The organism is Brachybacterium sp. HMSC06H03 (assembly GCF_001807385.1).
Taxonomy (GTDB): domain Bacteria; phylum Actinomycetota; class Actinomycetes; order Actinomycetales; family Dermabacteraceae; genus Brachybacterium; species Brachybacterium conglomeratum.
Map to the genome: position 1 here is coordinate 1 of NZ_KV788945.1, position 15,848 is coordinate 15,848.

The window sequence follows — 15,848 nt, forward strand, 5'->3', positions numbered from 1 at the left end:
CGTCCCGCTCCCCCGCCGCTGCCGCGGCGCGGCCGCTGCCCGGCCATCAGGCCGCGGCGCCGCGCGAGATCAGCTCGCGTGCGAGCTGCCGGTAGGCGGCGGCACCCTTGTTGGAGGTGGCGAAGGAGATGATCGGCTCCGCGGCGACGGAGGCGTCGGGGAACTTCACGGTGCGGTTGATGGTGGTGTGGAAGACCTTGTCGGGGAACGCCTCGACCACGCGCTGGCACACCTCGCGGGCGTGCAGCGTGCGCGGGTCGAACATCGTGATCAGGATGCCGTCGAGCTCGAGGCGGGGGTTGATGCGGTCCTGCACCTTCTCGATCGTCTCCACCAGCAGCGCCACGCCGCGCAGCGCGAAGTACTCGGCCTCCAGCGGGATGATCACGCCGTGGCTCGCGGCGAGGGCGTTGACGGTGAGCAGGCCCAGCGAGGGCTGGCAGTCGATGATGATCACGTCGTAGTCGTCGGCCACGGGGCGCAGCACGCGGGCCAGCGCCATCTCGCGGGCGACCTCGTTGACGAGGGTGACCTCGGCGGCGGAGAGGTCGATGTTCGCCGGGAGCACGTCGAGATCCTCGGTGTCGGTCTCCCGGATGACCGTGCGCACGTCGTGGCCCCGTTCCATGAGCAGGTTGTAGACGGTCACGTCGAGGTCGTAGGGGTTCACGCCCAGGCCGGCGCTGAGCGCGCCCTGGGGGTCGAGGTCCACCAGCAGCACCTTGCGGCCGAGCTCCGCGAGGGCCGCGCCGAGGTTGATGACGCTCGTGGTCTTCCCGACCCCGCCCTTCTGGTTGACCATCGAGATGATCCGGGCCGGCCCGTGGGAGTCGAGCGCGGCCGGCTCCGGGAGCTCCGGCATCGGCCGGCCGGTCGGGCCGAGATCGATGTCCAGCTGCTGGGGGGAGGTCGGGCTCACGTCGTTGTCCTGTCGTCGGCGTCGTGGTCTGGTGCGTGCACGCCGCGGGGCGAGCGGGCTCCGGAGGTGCTCCGGTCCCAGCCCGGGGAGGGACGGCTGCGCGTCGGTCCCCGCGCCATCCGCGGCGAGCCCCCGGCGGCCGGGGCCGGTCGGGGGCGTCGTGCCGCCCAAGTCTAAGCCCCCCGCCGGGCGCGGGGGTGGGCGCCGGCGTGCGTCTCGCGGAGGGAGTCGACCGTCACCTGCGTGTAGAGCTGGGTCGTGGTGACCGAGGCGTGGCCCAGCAGCTCCTGCACGGAGCGCACGTCGGCCCCGCCGTGCAGCAGGTGGGTGGCATAGGAGTGGCGCAGCGTGTGCGGGCTGATCGGCTCGGGGAGGTCCTCCAGCTCGGCGTCGCGGGCGCAGCGCTGCACCACCTGCCAGGCGGCCTGGCGGGTCAGGCGGGTGCCGCGGGCGCCGAGGAAGATCGCCGGGGTGCCGGGGCCGCGCGCGGCGAGGGCCGGGCGGCCCCGCGTGAGATATGCCCCGAGCGCCTCGGCGGCGAAGCGGCCGACGGGCACGACCCGGTGCTTGTCCCCCTTGCCGCGCAGCACGACGGAGCGCCCCGGCAGGTCCACGTCGTCGAGGTCCAGGCCGGTGACCTCGGAGATCCGGGCGCCGATGCCGTAGAGCAGCTCGAGCAGGGCCCGGTCTCGCAGGGCGCGCTCGGTCGCGTCGCGCCCGGTGCCGGGGCGTCCGGCGGCCTCGAGCAGCGCCTCGACCTGGTCGAGGGTCAACGGGTGCGGAAGGCGCCGCGGCAAGGTCGGGGTCGGGACCAGGCGGGAGGGGTCCCCGGTGGTGGAGACCCGCTCGGCGTCGAGGAAGGAGTGCAGCCCGCGCACCGCGGCGAGGGAGCGGGCGGCGGAGGCGGCGGAGAGCGGGGTCCCCCCGTCGGCCCCGGTGCGCAGGGACTGCAGCCACTCCCCCAGCTGCGCGGGGTCCACCGCGGCGGGGTCGACCTCGCGGCGCGCGAGGTCCGCGAGATAGCGGCGCAGATCACGCCGGTAGGCCGCCAGGGTGTTCTCGGACAGGCCCCGCTCGATGCGCAGGTGGCCGAGGTACTGCTCGAGGATCCGCCGGTCTCCCGGGCGCAGGGGATCCTCCTCGCCCGTCGGGCGCGGGGCCTCCCCGGAGCTCATGCGCTCAGAGGGTGACGAAGGGATCGATCGCGAGGGCGACGAAGAGCACCGTGAGGTAGGTGATCGAGCCGTGGAAGACCTTCATCGGGGCGAGCGCCCTGCCCGAGAGCCCCTGGCGGACCCGCAGCGCGTAGCGCACCACGAGGAAGCCGAACCAGGCGCCGGAGGCGACGGCGGCGACGCCGTACACCCAGCCGGTCTCGCCCAGCGGGATGATCGCGAGGCTCGAGGCGATCATCAGCGCGGTGTGCAGCAGCATCTGGCGGGCGACGTTCGAGCGGGAGGACACCACCGGCAGCATCGGCACGCCCGCCCTGGCGTAGTCGTCCTGGAACTTCTCGGCCAGCGGCCAGTAGTGCGGCGGCGTCCAGAAGAAGATCACCAGGAACAGCAGCACCGCGGTCCAGGAGACGGTGCCGGTCATCGCCGACCAGCCGATCAGCACCGGCATGCAGCCGGCGATGCCGCCCCAGACGATGTTCTGGCTGGTGCGGCGCTTGAGGATCATCGTGTAGAAGACGACGTACAGCAGGATCGCGCCGACCGCGAGCGCGGCGGAGACCCAGTTCACCAGCAGGCCCAGCCACAGCGCGGAGACCGCGGAGATGGTCAGGCCGAAGATCAGCGCGGCGCGCGGGGTGACGGCGCCGGAGGGGATCGGACGCTTCCGGGTGCGCTTCATCTTCGCGTCGATGTCGCGCTCGAGGTACATGTTCAGCGCGTTCGCGCCGCCGGCGGCGAGATAGCCGCCGACCATGGTGGCGATGATCAGCCACAGCGAGGGGAAACCGCCCGCGGCGAGGAACATCGTGGGGATCGTCGTGATGAGCAGCAGCTCGATGATCCGCGGCTTGGTCAGCGCGACGTAGGCACGGAGGGTGGAGCCGACGGTCCGCGGACCGCGCCCGCCGTCCTGGCCTGCGCCCCGCAGCTGAACTCCCTGGGTGGCGGTCACCGCCCACCGTCCTTCCTCCTGGTCACGGCACGCGGCCGACGGACCATCCCAGTCTAGGTGCTCACCCGCGGCGGCGGGGCGAGGCGCGGGGTGAGAGTGGGCACCGTCCGCCACGGCAACAGCCTGGACGCGCATGACCTCGTCGCACGGCCCGGACTAAGGTGGTCCTCGTTGCCTCCCGTGCGGAACGCGCACGTCGCAGCCGGTCATCCGGCGCCGTGCGGCGAGGCCCGTCTTTCCGAGCGGCCGTCCAGGCCGCATCCCGGCGAAAGGATGTCCACGACATGACGGAGAACTTCACGGCCCCCGAGGGCTGGACCGAGCTCGACAAGCGGGCGGTCGACACCGTCCGCGTGCTGGCCGCCGACGCGGTCGAGAAGGTCGGCAACGGCCATCCCGGCACCGCCGTCAGCCTCGCCCCGGCCGCGTACCTGCTCTACCAGGACGTGATGCGCCACGATCCGACCGACCACGCGTGGCTCGGCCGCGACCGCTTCGTGCTCTCGGCGGGCCACTCGAGCCTGACCCAGTACATCCAGCTCTTCCTCGGCGGCTTCGGCCTCGAGAAGAAGGACATCGAGGAGCTGCGCACCTGGGGCTCGAAGACCCCCGGCCACCCCGAGAACTTCCACACCGAGGGCGTGGAGATCACCACCGGTCCGCTGGGCCAGGGCATCTCCTCCGCCGTCGGCATGGCCATGGCCCAGCGCCGCGAGCGCGGCCTGCTGGATCCCGAGGCGGCGCCCGGCACCAGCCCCTTCGACCACTTCACCTACGTCATCGCCTCCGACGGCGACCTGCAGGAGGGCGTCTCCTCCGAGGCCAGCTCCCTCGCGGGCACCCAGCAGCTCGGCAACCTGATCGTGCTCTGGGACGACAACGAGATCTCCATCGAGGGCGACACCTCCATCGCCTTCACCGAGGACACCGCCGCGCGCTACGAGGCCTACGGCTGGGACGTGCGCACCGTGGACTGGACCCACGGGGGGACGGAGTACGGCGAGGACGTCGCCGCGCTCAAGGACGCGATCCTCGAGGGCCAGAAGGTCACCGACAAGCCCACCTTCATCCGCCTGCGCACCGTCATCGGCTGGCCGATCCCGGAGCTGGCCGGCTCGCACTCCGTGCACGGCGCGAAGCTCGGCGCCGAGGGCGTCAAGGGCCTCAAGGAGGCCGTCGGCTTCGACCCCGAGCAGACCTTCCAGGTCGACGAGGACGTGCTGGCCCACACCCGCGGCCTCGCCGAGCGCGCCGCCGCGAAGAAGGCCGAGTGGGACAAGGGCTACCAGGCCTGGCGCTCCGCGAACGCGGAGAAGGCCGCACTGCTGGACCGCCTCGTCGCGCGCGAGCTGCCCGAAGGCTTCGCCGACGCGTTCCCGACCTTCGAGGCCGACGAGAAGGGCGTCGCCACCCGCGCCGCCTCCGGCAAGGTCCTCGGCGAGCTCGCCGCGGTCATGCCCGAGCTGTGGGGCGGCTCCGCCGACCTCGCCGGCTCGAACAACACCACCATGAAGGGCGAGCCGTCCTTCCTCCCCGCCGAGCTCAGCACCTCCGAGTTCGCCGGCGACCAGTACGGCCGCACGCTCCACTTCGGCATCCGCGAGCACGGCATGGGCGCGATCCTCTCCGGGATCTCCCTGCACGGACTGACCCGCCCCTACGGCGGCACCTTCTTCCAGTTCGCGGACTACATGCGCGGCTCCGTGCGCCTCGCCTCGCTGATGAAGACCCCGGTCACCTACGTGTGGACCCACGACTCCATCGGCCTGGGCGAGGACGGCCCGACCCACCAGCCGGTCGAGCACTTCGCCGCCTACCGCGCGATCCCGAACCTCTCGATCGTCCGCCCGGCGGACGCGAACGAGACCGCGCAGGCGTGGAAGGTGCTGCTGGAGCGGGACAACGGCCCCGTCGGCCTGCTCCTGTCCCGTCAGGCGCTGCCCACCTTCGACCGCACCGAGTACGCCGGCGCGGAGAACGTCGCCAAGGGCGGGTACGTCATGAAGGACGCCTCCACCGGCGACCCGAAGGTGATCCTCATCGCGACCGGCTCCGAGGTGCAGTACGCGGCCGAGGCGCAGAAGCGCCTCGAGGCCGAGGGCACCCCGACCCGCCTGGTCTCCATGCCGTCCGTCGAGTGGTTCGACGAGCAGGACGACGAGTACAAGGAGTCGGTGCTCCCCTCCTCCGTGACCGCCCGCGTCACGGTCGAGGCCGGCATCGCCATGCCCTGGTACCGCTTCCTCGGCGCGCACGGCAGGGCCGTGTCGCTCGAGCACTACGGTGCCTCCGCCGATGCGAAGACGCTGTTCCGCGAGTACGGCTTCACCCCCGAGGCCGTCGTCGAGGCCGCCCAGGAGTCCCTGGCCGCCGCCGGCGCCTGATCCGACGCGGGGGCGGGACCCTGGGGTCCCGCCCCCGCGTCTCTCTCCCCTGCCACCCCTGGGACCTGCGATGTTCCGTCGGACACCTCCTGGAATCCGCGCCCGCCGGTCCCCGTTGCACCCGATGACACCAGCGTCGACCCAGGGCGCGCCGCGCCCGGAAGGAACGTCATGACCCAGAACCCCTCCACCCAGGCCCTCTCCGACGCCGGAGTCTCCATCTGGCTCGACGACCTCTCGCGCAAGCGCCTGCAGACGGGCAACCTCGCAGAGCTGCTCGCCACCCGCAACGTCGTGGGCGTGACCACGAACCCCTCGATCTTCCAGGCCGCGATCTCCGGCTCGGACGAGTACGACGCCGACATCGCCCGCCTCGCCGGCGAGGGCAAGGACGTCGACCAGGTCATCGAGGTGCTCACCACCGACGACGTCAGGAACGCCGCGGACCTGCTCGCCGACACCTACGCCTCCTCCAAGGGCTTCGACGGCCGCGTCAGCATCGAGGTGGATCCTCGCCTCGCGCACGAGACCGAGAAGACCATCGCGCAGGCCGAGCACCTCTTCGAGGTCGTCGGCCGCGAGAACGTGATGATCAAGATCCCCGCGACCGAGGCGGGCCTGCCCGCGATCACCGCCGTGATCGGCGCCGGCATCAGCGTCAACGTCACCCTGATCTTCTCCGTCGAGCGCTACGAGGCCGTCATCGACGCCTACCTCGCCGGCCTGGAGAAGGCCGCGGAGGCCGGCAAGGACCTCTCGAGGATCCACTCGGTCGCCTCCTTCTTCGTCTCCCGCGTGGACAGCGAGATCGACGCGCGCCTGGACGCCCTCGGCGGCGACGCCGTCTCCCTCAAGGGCCAGGCCGGCGTCGCCAACGCCCAGGCCGCCTTCGGCGTGTACCTCACCGCCTTCGGCTCCGAGCGCTTCACGGCCCTCGCCGACAAGGGCGCGAACGTGCAGCGCGCGCTGTGGGCGTCGACCGGCGTGAAGAACCCCGACTACTCCGACACGCTCTACGTGGACAACCTGGTCGCCGACCCGACCGTGAACACGATGCCGGAGAAGACTCTCGAGGCCGTCGCCGACCACTCCGAGCCCAAGGCCGCGCTGTCCGCCGAGACCGCCGCCGCCGGCGAGGCCGCGCTGGAGCGCGTGGCCGAGGCCGGGGTCGACCTCGCCGACGTGTTCGCGGTGCTCGAGCGCGAGGGCGTGGAGAAGTTCGAGAAGGCCTGGAACGAGCTGCTCGAGACCGTCTCGGCGTCCGTCGAGGCCGCCCGCGCCTGACCCCACCCGGTGAGCACGGGTCCGCCGCGGTGCGGGCCTGTGCTCCCGCCGTCCGTGTCCGAGAAAGGACCATCGTGACCGACTCCCCCGCCCCCTCCGCAGCAGCCGGCGCGCCGAACCCGCTGCGCGATCCCCGCGACCGACGGCTGCCTCTGATCGCCGGGCCCAGCTCCATGGTGATGTTCGGCGTCACCGGCGACCTCGCCCGCAAGAAGCTGCTGCCGGCGATCTACGACCTCCCCCACCGCGGTCTCCTCCCGCCGAGCTTCGGCCTGGTCGGCTACGGCCGCCGCGAGTGGTCCGACGACGACTTCGCCGAGTACGTGAAGAAGTCCGTCTCCGAGCACTCCCGCACCGGCTTCGACGAGAGCGTCTTCGAGCAGCTGCGCGGCGGCCTCCGCTTCGTCACCGGCACCTTCGACGACAAGGCCGCCTTCGAGCGCCTCACCGAGGTCGTCGGCGAGCTGGACCGCACGCGCGGCACCGGCGGCAACCACGCCTTCTACCTCTCGATCCCGCCGGACGCCTTCCCGCAGGTGTGCGGGCAGCTGGCCGAGTCGGGGCTGAACACCCCGCAGGACGGCTCCTGGCGCCGCGTCGTCATCGAGAAGCCCTTCGGCCACGACCTCGCCTCCGCCCGCGAGCTCAACGACGTGGTGGAGAAGGCGTTCCGTCCCGAGGACGTCTTCCGCATCGACCACTACCTGGGCAAGGAGACGGTCCAGAACATCCTCGCGCTGCGCTTCGCGAACCAGATGTTCGAGCCGATCTGGAACTCCGCCTACGTCGACCACGTGCAGATCACGATGGCCGAGGACATCGGCATCGGCTCGCGCGCCGGCTACTACGACGGCATCGGCACCGCCCGCGACGTCATCCAGAACCACCTCCTCCAGCTCCTCGCGCTCACCGCGATGGAGGAGCCGGTCACCTTCCGCGCCAGCGACCTGCGCGCGGAGAAGGAGAAGGTCCTCGCCGCCGTCGAGCTGCCGGAGGACCTCGCCGCGCACACCGCGCGCGGCCAGTACGTCGGCGGCTGGCAGGGCGGCGAGGAGGTGCGCCCCTATCTCGAGGAGGACGGCATCCCGGCCGACTCCACCACCGAGACCTTCGCGGCGATGCGCCTGGACATCGCGACCCGTCGCTGGGCCGGAGTGCCCTTCTACCTGCGCGCCGGCAAGCGCCTGGGACGCCGCGTCACCGAGATCGCGGTCGTGTTCAAGCGTGCGCCCTTCCTGCCCTTCCATTCCACGGACACCGCGGACCTGGGCCAGAACGCGATCGTGATCCGCGTCCAGCCGGACGAGGGCGTGACCATGCGCTTCGGCTCGAAGGTCCCCGGAACCCAGATGGAGGTGCGGGACGTGACGATGGACTTCGCCTACGGCATGAACTTCACCGAGGAGTCCCCGGAGGCGTACGAGCGGCTGATCCTGGACATGCTGCTCGGCGACCCGCCGCTGTTCCCGCGGCAGAAGGAGGTCGAGCTCTCCTGGAAGATCCTCGACCCCATCACCGAGTTCTGGGCCGAGAACCTCGACCCCGCGCCGTACCGGCCGGGCTCCTGGGGCCCCGACACCGCACACGACATGCTCGCCCGTGACGGGCGCACCTGGAGGCGACCGTGATCACCACCCTGACCGACACCACCGCGTCGGCGGTCGACAAGACCATGACCGAGATGCGGGAGACCTTCGGCGAGAACACCATCGGCCGGGTCCTCACGCTCATCATCATCGCCACCGGCGACATCGAGGAGCCGCTCGAGGCGGCGATCGCCGCGAGCCACGAGCACCCCGCCCGAGTGCTCGTGGTCGACGCCGATCCCGAGGCGGAGACCTCCGGGCTCGACGCCGAGATCCGCGTGGGCCGTGACGCCGGCGCCGGCGAGATCGTGATCCTCCACGCCCGCGGCGACGTGCTGTGGTCGCTGGACACGCTGGTGATGGCGCTGCTGCTGCCGGATGCGCCGATCGTGACCTGGTGGCCGGAGAACGCTCCGTCCTCCCCCGTCCACGACGTGCTCGGCTCCATGTCGCAGCGCCGCATCACCGACTCCGCCGCCTGCGCGGACCCGCTGGGGACGCTGAAGCGTCTGCGCCGCGGCTACGCCAGCGGCGACTCGGACTTCGCCTGGGCGCGGCTGACACGCTGGCGCGGCCTGGTCGCGAGCGCCTACGAGGTGCCGCCGGTCTCCGTGCCCAGCTCCGTCGAGGTCCTCGGCACCGAGGGCAACCCCTCGGTGCTGCTGATGGCGAGCTGGCTGCAGCACACCCTCGGCGTCGAGGCGTCGATCCTCCCGCCGCCCTCGGACGATCCCGACTTCGCCGGGGTGCACGGCGTGCGGCTGGTGCGCGAGGACGGCACGATCGAGCTCACCCGCGTCAGCGACGACTCGATCGTCATGAAGCTGCCGGGCGACGACTCCGGCCAGCACGTGACGATGCCCCGCCGCACCCTCGCGGAGCTCGTCACCGAGGAGCTGCGCCGCCTGGACCCCGACGAGGTCTACGGCGAGGTGCTCGGCGCCGCCTTCTCCGGAATCTCCGACACGGCGACCTTCGCGAGCGGCAAGCCCGCCCCGCAGGACGTCGTGGTCGCCGATGCGGAGGCGGTCGCGCAGGCCGCCGCCACGGCCACCGCGGAGCAGCTCGCCGCCGCGCTCGAGAAGCGCCCCGTCGCGCACCTGGTGCTCACCGGCGGCACCGTCGGCACCCTCACCGCCGCGGCCCTGCCCGCCGCGCTGAAGGACGCCGGGGTGGATGCCTCCCGGCTGCACCTGTGGTGGGGCGACGAGCGCTTCGTCGAGCCGGACTCCGAGGAGCGCAACGAGGTGGGCGTGCGCACCTCGCTGCTGGACGTGCTGCGCGAGGAGCACGGACTCCCGGCCCGCAACGTCCACGTCATGCCCTCCCCCGCCGACGGCATGTCCCTCGAGGACGCCGCCGCCTGGTACGGGCAGCAGCTGGACCAGACGGGCGGCGACGAGCCCTTCCGCACCCGCGGGCAGGCGTTCTTCGACGTGCTGCTGCTCGGGGTCGGCCCCGACGGTCACATCGCCTCGCTGTTCCCGCAGCACCCCGCCCAGGAGAAGGTGCTCGGCAGCGCCGTCGCGGTGACCGGCTCCCCGAAGCCGCCCTCGCAGCGGATCTCGCTGACCTGGCCGGTGCTGAACTCCGCCCGCCACGTGGCACTGCTCGTGGCCGGCGCGGAGAAGGCGGAGGCGGTGCGCGCCGCGCACGAGGGCGTGGACCCGTGGGAGGTGCCCGCCTCGGCGGTGCGCGGCCTCGAGTCCACCACCTGGGTGCTCGACGAGGCCGCCGCCGGGCGCAGCGCCCGCTGAGCCCCGGCTCCTCCGGGAGCACACAGGATGTCCGAAGGGCCGGTCACCGCGAGGTGACCGGCCCTTCGGGCTGTCAGGGCCCCGAGGTCCGGGGATGCAGAACGGGCCGTCCCCGAGGGGACGGCCCGTTCGCAGAGCAGAGGTGCGGCGGTCGCCGCACGAGGGTGTCAGAGCATCGTCTCGATGATGCCGAGGCCGACGGCGCTCGCGCCCCAGAGGACGGCGACGGTCACCGTGAGGCGGTTCAGATTCCGCTCGGCGACGCCCGAGGCGCTCGCGGAGGAGGAGACGCCGCCGCCGAACATGTCCGACAGGCCGCCGCCGCGCCCCTTGTGCAGGAGCACCAGCAGGATCGTCAGCAGCCCGAACACCGCCAGCAGGATCTGGAGGACGAGCTTCAGCAGGGACAGGTCCACGAGGGGATCACCCTTCCACGGAGACGGACGGACCGATCCAGCATACGGCACGGGCCGGGTCCGTCGAGGACCCGGCCCGCGTGGGGAGGCTTACCTTCAGCCCTGGAAACCGGCGATCTTGGCGAACTCCTCGGCCTTCAGCGAGGCGCCGCCGACGAGGGCGCCGTCGACGTCGGCGCGCTGCATGAGCTCGCCCACGTTCGAGGACTTCACGCTGCCGCCGTACAGGACGCGCACCGCGTCGGCGACCGAGTCGCCGTGCATCGCGCGCAGCGCCTCGCGGATCGCGGAGCACACCTCCTGCGCGTCGTCCGGGGTCGCGACCTCGCCGGTGCCGATCGCCCACACGGGCTCGTAGGCGATGACGATCTTCGCGGCCTGCTCGGCGGTGATGCCCTCGATGCCGCCCTCGAGCTGCGCGAGGGTGTACTCGACGTGCTTGCCGGCCTTGCGCTCCTCGAGCGGCTCGCCGACGCAGAGGATCGGCACGAGGCCCGCGGCGAAGGCTGCCTTCACCTTGGCGTTCGTGACCTCCTCGGTCTCGCCGTGGTACTGACGGCGCTCGGAGTGGCCGACCGCGGCGTAGGTGCAGCCCAGCGCCGAGAGCATCGCGCCGGAGACCTCGCCGGTGTACGCGCCGGACTCGTGCGCGGAGATGTCCTGGGAGCCGTAGGCGATCGGGAGCTTGCCGGCGTCGACCGCGACCTGCACGGTGCGCAGGTCCACGAACGGGGGCAGCACGACGGTCTCGACCTTGGTGGCGTCGACCTCCTTGAGCTGCTCACCGAGCTCCTCGACCAGGGCGAGGCCCTGCTTCCAGTCGAGGTTCATCTTCCAGTTGCCCGCCATGAGCGGGGTGCGGGTGGTCACTTCTGGTCCTCCTCGAGGATGGAGATTCCGGGCAGGTCCTTGCCCTCGATGAGCTCGAGGCTGGCACCGCCGCCGGTGGAGATGTGGGAGAAGAGCGTCTCGTCGAAGCCCAGGATGCGCACCGCGGCGGCGGAGTCGCCGCCGCCGACCACGGTGTAGCCGGAGGCCGCGCCGAGCTTCTCGGCGACGGCCTTCGTGCCCTCGGCGAAGGCCGGGAACTCGAACACGCCCATCGGGCCGTTCCAGAACACGGTCGCCGCATCGGCGATCTTCTCGCCGAAGAGCTTCGCGGTCTCGGGGCCGATGTCCATGCCCTCCTGGTCCGCGGGGATCCCGTCGACGCCCACGACGGTGGCGGGCGCGTCGGCGGAGAACTCCGGCGCCACGACGGTGTCGACGGGGAGCACGAGCTCGACGCCGTTCGCCTTCGCGCGCTCCATGTACTCGCGCACCACGTCGATCTTCGACTCGTCCAGCAGCGACAGGCCGACCTCGTGGCCGAGCGCCTTCTGGAAGGTGAAGGCCATGCCGCCGCCGATGAGGATGCGGTCGGCCCTGCCCAGCAGCGCGTCGATCACGCCGAGCTTGTCGGCGATCTTCGCGCCGCCGAGGACGACCACGAAGGGACGCTCGGGCTCGTCGGTCACCTTGCGCAGCGAGTCGACCTCGCGCAGCACCAGCTCGCCCGCGGCGGCGGGGAGCAGGGTGGCGAGCTCGTACACGGAGGCCTGCTTGCGGTGGACGACGCCGAAGCCGTCGGAGACGAAGGCGTCGCCGAGGGCGGCGAGCTCGCGGGCGAAGGCGAGCCGCTCCTCGTCGGTCTTCGCGGTCTCGCCCGCGTTGAAGCGCAGGTTCTCGAGCACGGCGACCTGGCCGTCGCCGAGCGCGGCGACGGTCTCCTGGGCGGCGGGGCCGACGGTGTCGGTCGCGAAGGCGACCTCCTGGCCGAGCAGCTCGCCGAGGCGGCCCACGACCGGGCGGAGGGAGTACTTCTCCTCGGGCTCGCCCTTGGGGCGGCCGAGGTGGGAGATCACCGCGACGCGGGCACCGGCCTCGACGAGCCGGGTGAGGGTGGGCAGCGCGGCGCGGATGCGGCCGTCGTCGGTGATCGTGGTGCCGTCCAGCGGCACGTTGAGATCGGCGCGGACGAGCACGCGCTTGCCGCGCAGCTCTCCGAGCGAATCGATGGTCTTCAGCACTGTGGTGCTCCTTCAGGGGTTCGACCGCGGGACGCCGGAGCGGCCCGTCGGGACGGGGGACGAGCGGAGCCCGCCGGACGCCGACCCCTCGGGGTGGCGACCGGCGGGCTCCGGGGCTGTCCTGGTCGTCAGCGGGACGACGCGAGGATCAGAGGGACTTGCCGACCAGCTGCGAGAGCTCGACGAGGCGGTTGGAGAAGCCCCACTCGTTGTCGTACCAGGAGAAGATCTTGACCTGGTTGCCGTTCACCTTGGTGAGCTGCGCGTCGAAGATCGAGGAGTGCGGGTCGCCCTCGATGTCCTTGGAGACGATCGGGTCCTCGGTGTAGCGCAGGACGCCCTTGAGCGGGCCCTCGGCGGCCTTCTTGATCGCGGCGTTGATCTCCTCGATCGTGACCTCGCGGGAGGCCTCGAAGGTGAGGTCGGTGATCGAGCCGGTGGGGACCGGCACGCGCAGCGAGTAGCCGTCGAGCTTGCCCTTGAGCTCGGGGAGCACCAGCGCCACGGCCTTGGCCGCACCGGTGGTGGTCGGGACGATGTTCAGGGCGGCGGCGCGTGCACGGCGCGGGTCCTTGTGCGGGCCGTCCTGCAGCACCTGGTCCGAGGTGTAGGCGTGGATCGTGGTCATCAGACCCTTGACGATGCCGAACTCGTCGTTCAGCACCTTCGCCACCGGCGCGAGGCTGTTGGTGGTGCAGGAGGCGTTGGAGATGATGTCGTGCTTCGCGGGGTCGTAGTCGCCCTCGTTCACACCGATGACGAAGGTCGCGTCCTCGTTCTTCGCCGGAGCGGAGATGATGACCTTCTTGGCGCCGGCCTCGATGTGGGCCTTGGCCTTCTCGGCGTCGGTGAAGATGCCGGTGGACTCGATGACGACGTCCGCGCCGATCTCGCCCCACGGGATGTTCTTCGGATCGCGCTCGGCGTACGCCTTGAAGGTGTTGTCGCCGACGGTGATCGAGTCCTCGTCGTGCGAGACGTCGTAGGGAAGCACCCCGCCGATCGAGTCGTACTTGATGAGGTTCGCGAGCGTCGCGTTGTCGGTGAGGTCGTTCACACCGACGATCTGGATGTCCGCCTGCTGCTCGAGAGCGGCGCGCAGGAAGTTACGGCCGATGCGGCCGAATCCGTTGATTCCAACCTTGACGGTCAAGGGTTCCTCCTAGTGTCACGGTGAGTCCGCGACGTTCGAGTACTGACATGGCGCGCACGCCCTCGTACGCTCGGGCGACGCCGGCGTGTGACCGACGACCGTGACGATCTTATCAACGACCGGCATCAGGGGACGAAGGAAGATGGTCCTCGTCCACTCCGTGGTCGGTCCCGGGGATGCCGAGCTCCTCCGCGCGCTTGTCGGCGGTGGCGAGCAGGCGTCGGATCCGACCGGCCACGGCGTCCTTCGTGAGCGGCGGATCGGCGAGTCGGCCGAGCTCCTCGAGGCTCGCCTGGCGGTGCTCCAGACGGAGGCGACCGGCGGCCTGCAGGTGCTCGGGCACGTCCTCGCCGAGGATCTCCAGCGCGCGCTGGACGCGCTGGCCCGCGGCGACCGCGGCCCGCGCGGAGCGGCGCAGGTTCGCGTCGTCGAAGTTCGCGAGCCGGTGCGCGGTCGCCTTCACCTCGCGGGTGGTGCGGCGCTGCTCCCAGGTGCGCACCGTCTCGTGGGCGCCCATCCGGGACAGCAGGGCGGAGATCGCGTCGCCGTCGCGCAGCACCACCCGGTCCGCGCCCCGCGCCTCCCGGGCCTTCGAGGCGACGCCGAGCCGCCGGGCCGCGCCGACCATCGCCAGCGCCACCTCGGGGCCGGGGCAGGACAGCTCCAGGGCCGAGGAGCGGCCCGGCTCGGTGAGGGTGCCGCGGGCGAGGAACGCCCCGCGCCACGCGGCCTCCGCGTCCACCAGCGCCCCGCCGACGACGAAGGGCGGCATCCCGCGCACGGGACGGCCGCGCGCGTCCAGGAGTCCTGCCTGGCGGGCCAGCATCCCGCCCTCGCGCTCCACCCGCACCAGGTAGCGGGTGGTGCGTCGGATCCCGGAGGGGGCCAGCACCGCGAGCTCGGCGCGGTGGCCGTACATGTCGGCGATGATGCCGTGCAGCCGCCGCGCGACCGCCGCCGAGTCCAGCTCCGCCTCGACCACGACCCGGCCCGCGACCAGGTGCAGACCCCCGGCGAAGCGCAGCATCGCGGCCGCCTCCGCCTTGCGGGCGGAGGGCCTGGTCACCTCGAGGTGGCTGAGCTCCTCCTTCGCGTCACCCGTCAGCGCCATGCATGTCCTCCTCGGTGCGGGGGGCCGTGCCCCTCGTGGTGCGGTGGGGTCGTTTCCGGCGCGACGCGGAGCGGTCGTCGCCGCGCTCCACGTCCCCGTAGGCGTCGTCGAACAGATCACGGTACGCCGCGGCCAGGCGCACCGGGTCGTGCCGCGGCGTCCCGTCGCCGACGCTGACCTGGCGCAGCAGGGTGCGCAGTCCTCGCTCCTGCGCCGCCTCGGCGAGGTCGAGGACGTCCTCGAGGGTGGTCGGGTCGGCGACGAGGGCGTCGAAGCGGCAGTCCCCCGCGTGGGCGAGCAGCACGTCCAGCATGTCCAGGCTCGTCATCCCCTCGGCCTCCTGCGCGCCGACGGAGAGGTTCGTGATGATCCCCTTCCGCGCCGGGCTCGCCGCGATCGCCTCGGCGATCTCGGGGATCATCAGATGCGGCAGCACGGAGGTGTACCAGGAGCCGGGGCCGAGGATGACCCAGTCCGCGCGTCCGATCGCCTCGAGCACGTCGGCGGGGACGCGGGGGCGCGGCGGGATCAGGCGCACGTCCTCGACGCGGCCCTCCGCGGTCGCGACCTGGTACTGGCCCGAGACGGTGCGGGCGCTGCCGTCGGCGCCGACCACGCGCGCCTCGATGTCCAGCGGGTCCAGCGCCATCGGCAGCACGCGCCCGCGCGCACCGAGCAGCTCGGCCATCTGGTCGAGGCCCTCGATGGGGTCCTCGAGGATCTGCCACAGCGCGACGATCATCAGGTTCCCGAGCGCGTGCCCGTCGAGCTCGCCGTCGGTGGCGAAGCGGTGCTGGATCACGTCGCCCCAGATGGACCCCCATTCGGAGTCCTCGCACAGGGCCGCGAGCGCCATCCGCAGGTCTCCCGGGGGCAGCACGGGCATCTCGGTGCGGAGCCGGCCCGAGGAGCCGCCGTTGTCGGCGACGGTGACCACGGCGGTGATGTCGTCGGTGAGCAGGCGCAGGGCGCGGAGGTTCGCGGCGAGGCCGTGGCCGCCGCCGAGGGCGACCACGCGCACGGGCCGCTGCGGGGCGCC

At 72.1% G+C, this 15,848-nt stretch carries 13 protein-coding genes; 4 read left to right on the top strand and 9 right to left on the bottom strand.

Annotated elements, in window-relative coordinates; genetic code table 11:
- Positions 1–46: 46 nt before the first annotated feature.
- From HMPREF3159_RS14845 to HMPREF3159_RS14855, 3 genes are all read right to left on the bottom strand, one after another.
- On the bottom strand, positions 47–919 hold the full coding sequence (locus HMPREF3159_RS14845) for a ParA family protein (RefSeq protein ID WP_070501920.1): 873 nt from the start codon (positions 917–919) through the stop codon (positions 47–49).
- Between the two features lie 173 nt (positions 920–1,092).
- Complete coding sequence (locus tag HMPREF3159_RS14850) at positions 1,093–2,094, bottom strand: site-specific tyrosine recombinase XerD (protein ID WP_070501921.1); 1,002 nt, start codon at positions 2,092–2,094, stop codon at positions 1,093–1,095.
- Between the two features lie 4 nt (positions 2,095–2,098).
- On the bottom strand, positions 2,099–3,049 hold the full coding sequence (locus HMPREF3159_RS14855) for a heme o synthase (protein ID WP_070501922.1): 951 nt from the start codon (positions 3,047–3,049) through the stop codon (positions 2,099–2,101).
- Between the two features lie 284 nt (positions 3,050–3,333).
- On the opposite strand from HMPREF3159_RS14855, the gene tkt reads away from it, so the two are divergent.
- From tkt to pgl, 4 genes are all read left to right on the top strand, one after another.
- Positions 3,334–5,433 (top strand): transketolase, encoded by a 2,100-nt coding sequence (tkt, locus tag HMPREF3159_RS14860; protein WP_070501923.1) that lies wholly within the window; start codon positions 3,334–3,336, stop codon positions 5,431–5,433.
- A 171-nt stretch (positions 5,434–5,604) separates the two neighbouring features.
- On the top strand, positions 5,605–6,717 hold the full coding sequence (tal, locus tag HMPREF3159_RS14865; protein WP_070501926.1) for a transaldolase: 1,113 nt from the start codon (positions 5,605–5,607) through the stop codon (positions 6,715–6,717).
- Positions 6,718–6,791: 74 nt separating this feature from the next.
- Entirely contained in the window at positions 6,792–8,345 is a 1,554-nt protein-coding gene (gene zwf / locus HMPREF3159_RS14870; RefSeq protein ID WP_070501928.1) for a glucose-6-phosphate dehydrogenase, read from the top strand.
- Complete coding sequence (pgl, locus tag HMPREF3159_RS14875; RefSeq protein ID WP_070501930.1) at positions 8,342–10,060, top strand: 6-phosphogluconolactonase; 1,719 nt, start codon at positions 8,342–8,344, stop codon at positions 10,058–10,060. Before zwf ends, pgl begins: the two co-directional genes overlap by 4 nt.
- 167 nt (positions 10,061–10,227) lie before the next feature.
- Here pgl and secG read toward each other — a convergent pair whose 3' ends face one another.
- From secG to yvcK, 6 genes are all read right to left on the bottom strand, one after another.
- On the bottom strand, positions 10,228–10,470 hold the full coding sequence (gene secG / locus HMPREF3159_RS14880; protein ID WP_029360751.1) for a preprotein translocase subunit SecG: 243 nt from the start codon (positions 10,468–10,470) through the stop codon (positions 10,228–10,230).
- 102 nt (positions 10,471–10,572) lie between these two features.
- On the bottom strand, positions 10,573–11,346 hold the full coding sequence (gene tpiA, locus HMPREF3159_RS14885) for a triose-phosphate isomerase (RefSeq protein WP_070501934.1): 774 nt from the start codon (positions 11,344–11,346) through the stop codon (positions 10,573–10,575).
- The gene (gene pgk / locus HMPREF3159_RS14890) at positions 11,343–12,542 is read right to left on the bottom strand and encodes a phosphoglycerate kinase (protein ID WP_070501936.1); all 1,200 of its coding nucleotides are present in this window, start codon (positions 12,540–12,542) and stop codon (positions 11,343–11,345) included. Before pgk ends, tpiA begins: the two co-directional genes overlap by 4 nt.
- A 151-nt stretch (positions 12,543–12,693) precedes the next feature.
- Positions 12,694–13,698: a type I glyceraldehyde-3-phosphate dehydrogenase gene (gene gap, locus HMPREF3159_RS14895; protein ID WP_010551492.1), complete on the bottom strand. Its 1,005-nt coding sequence runs from the start codon at positions 13,696–13,698 to the stop codon at positions 12,694–12,696.
- 112 nt (positions 13,699–13,810) lie between these two features.
- Positions 13,811–14,809 carry a DNA-binding protein WhiA gene (gene whiA / locus HMPREF3159_RS14900; protein WP_053915829.1) on the bottom strand — a complete coding sequence of 333 codons (999 nt, stop codon included), beginning with the start codon at positions 14,807–14,809 and terminating at the stop codon, positions 13,811–13,813.
- On the bottom strand, positions 14,793–15,848 hold a 1,056-nt coding region (gene yvcK / locus HMPREF3159_RS14905; protein WP_070501938.1), incomplete at its 5' end, for a gluconeogenesis factor YvcK family protein. The genes whiA and yvcK, both read right to left, overlap by 17 nt.

Coding starts and splice junctions, on each gene's coding strand:
- tkt (WP_070501923.1), top strand. CDS start 3,334: ATGACGGAGAACTTCACGGCCCCCGAGGGCTGGACCGAGCTCGACAAG.
- whiA (WP_053915829.1), bottom strand. CDS start 14,809: ATGGCGCTGACGGGTGACGCGAAGGAGGAGCTCAGCCACCTCGAGGTG.
- HMPREF3159_RS14850 (WP_070501921.1), bottom strand. CDS start 2,094: ATGAGCTCCGGGGAGGCCCCGCGCCCGACGGGCGAGGAGGATCCCCTG.
- tal (WP_070501926.1), top strand. CDS start 5,605: ATGACCCAGAACCCCTCCACCCAGGCCCTCTCCGACGCCGGAGTCTCC.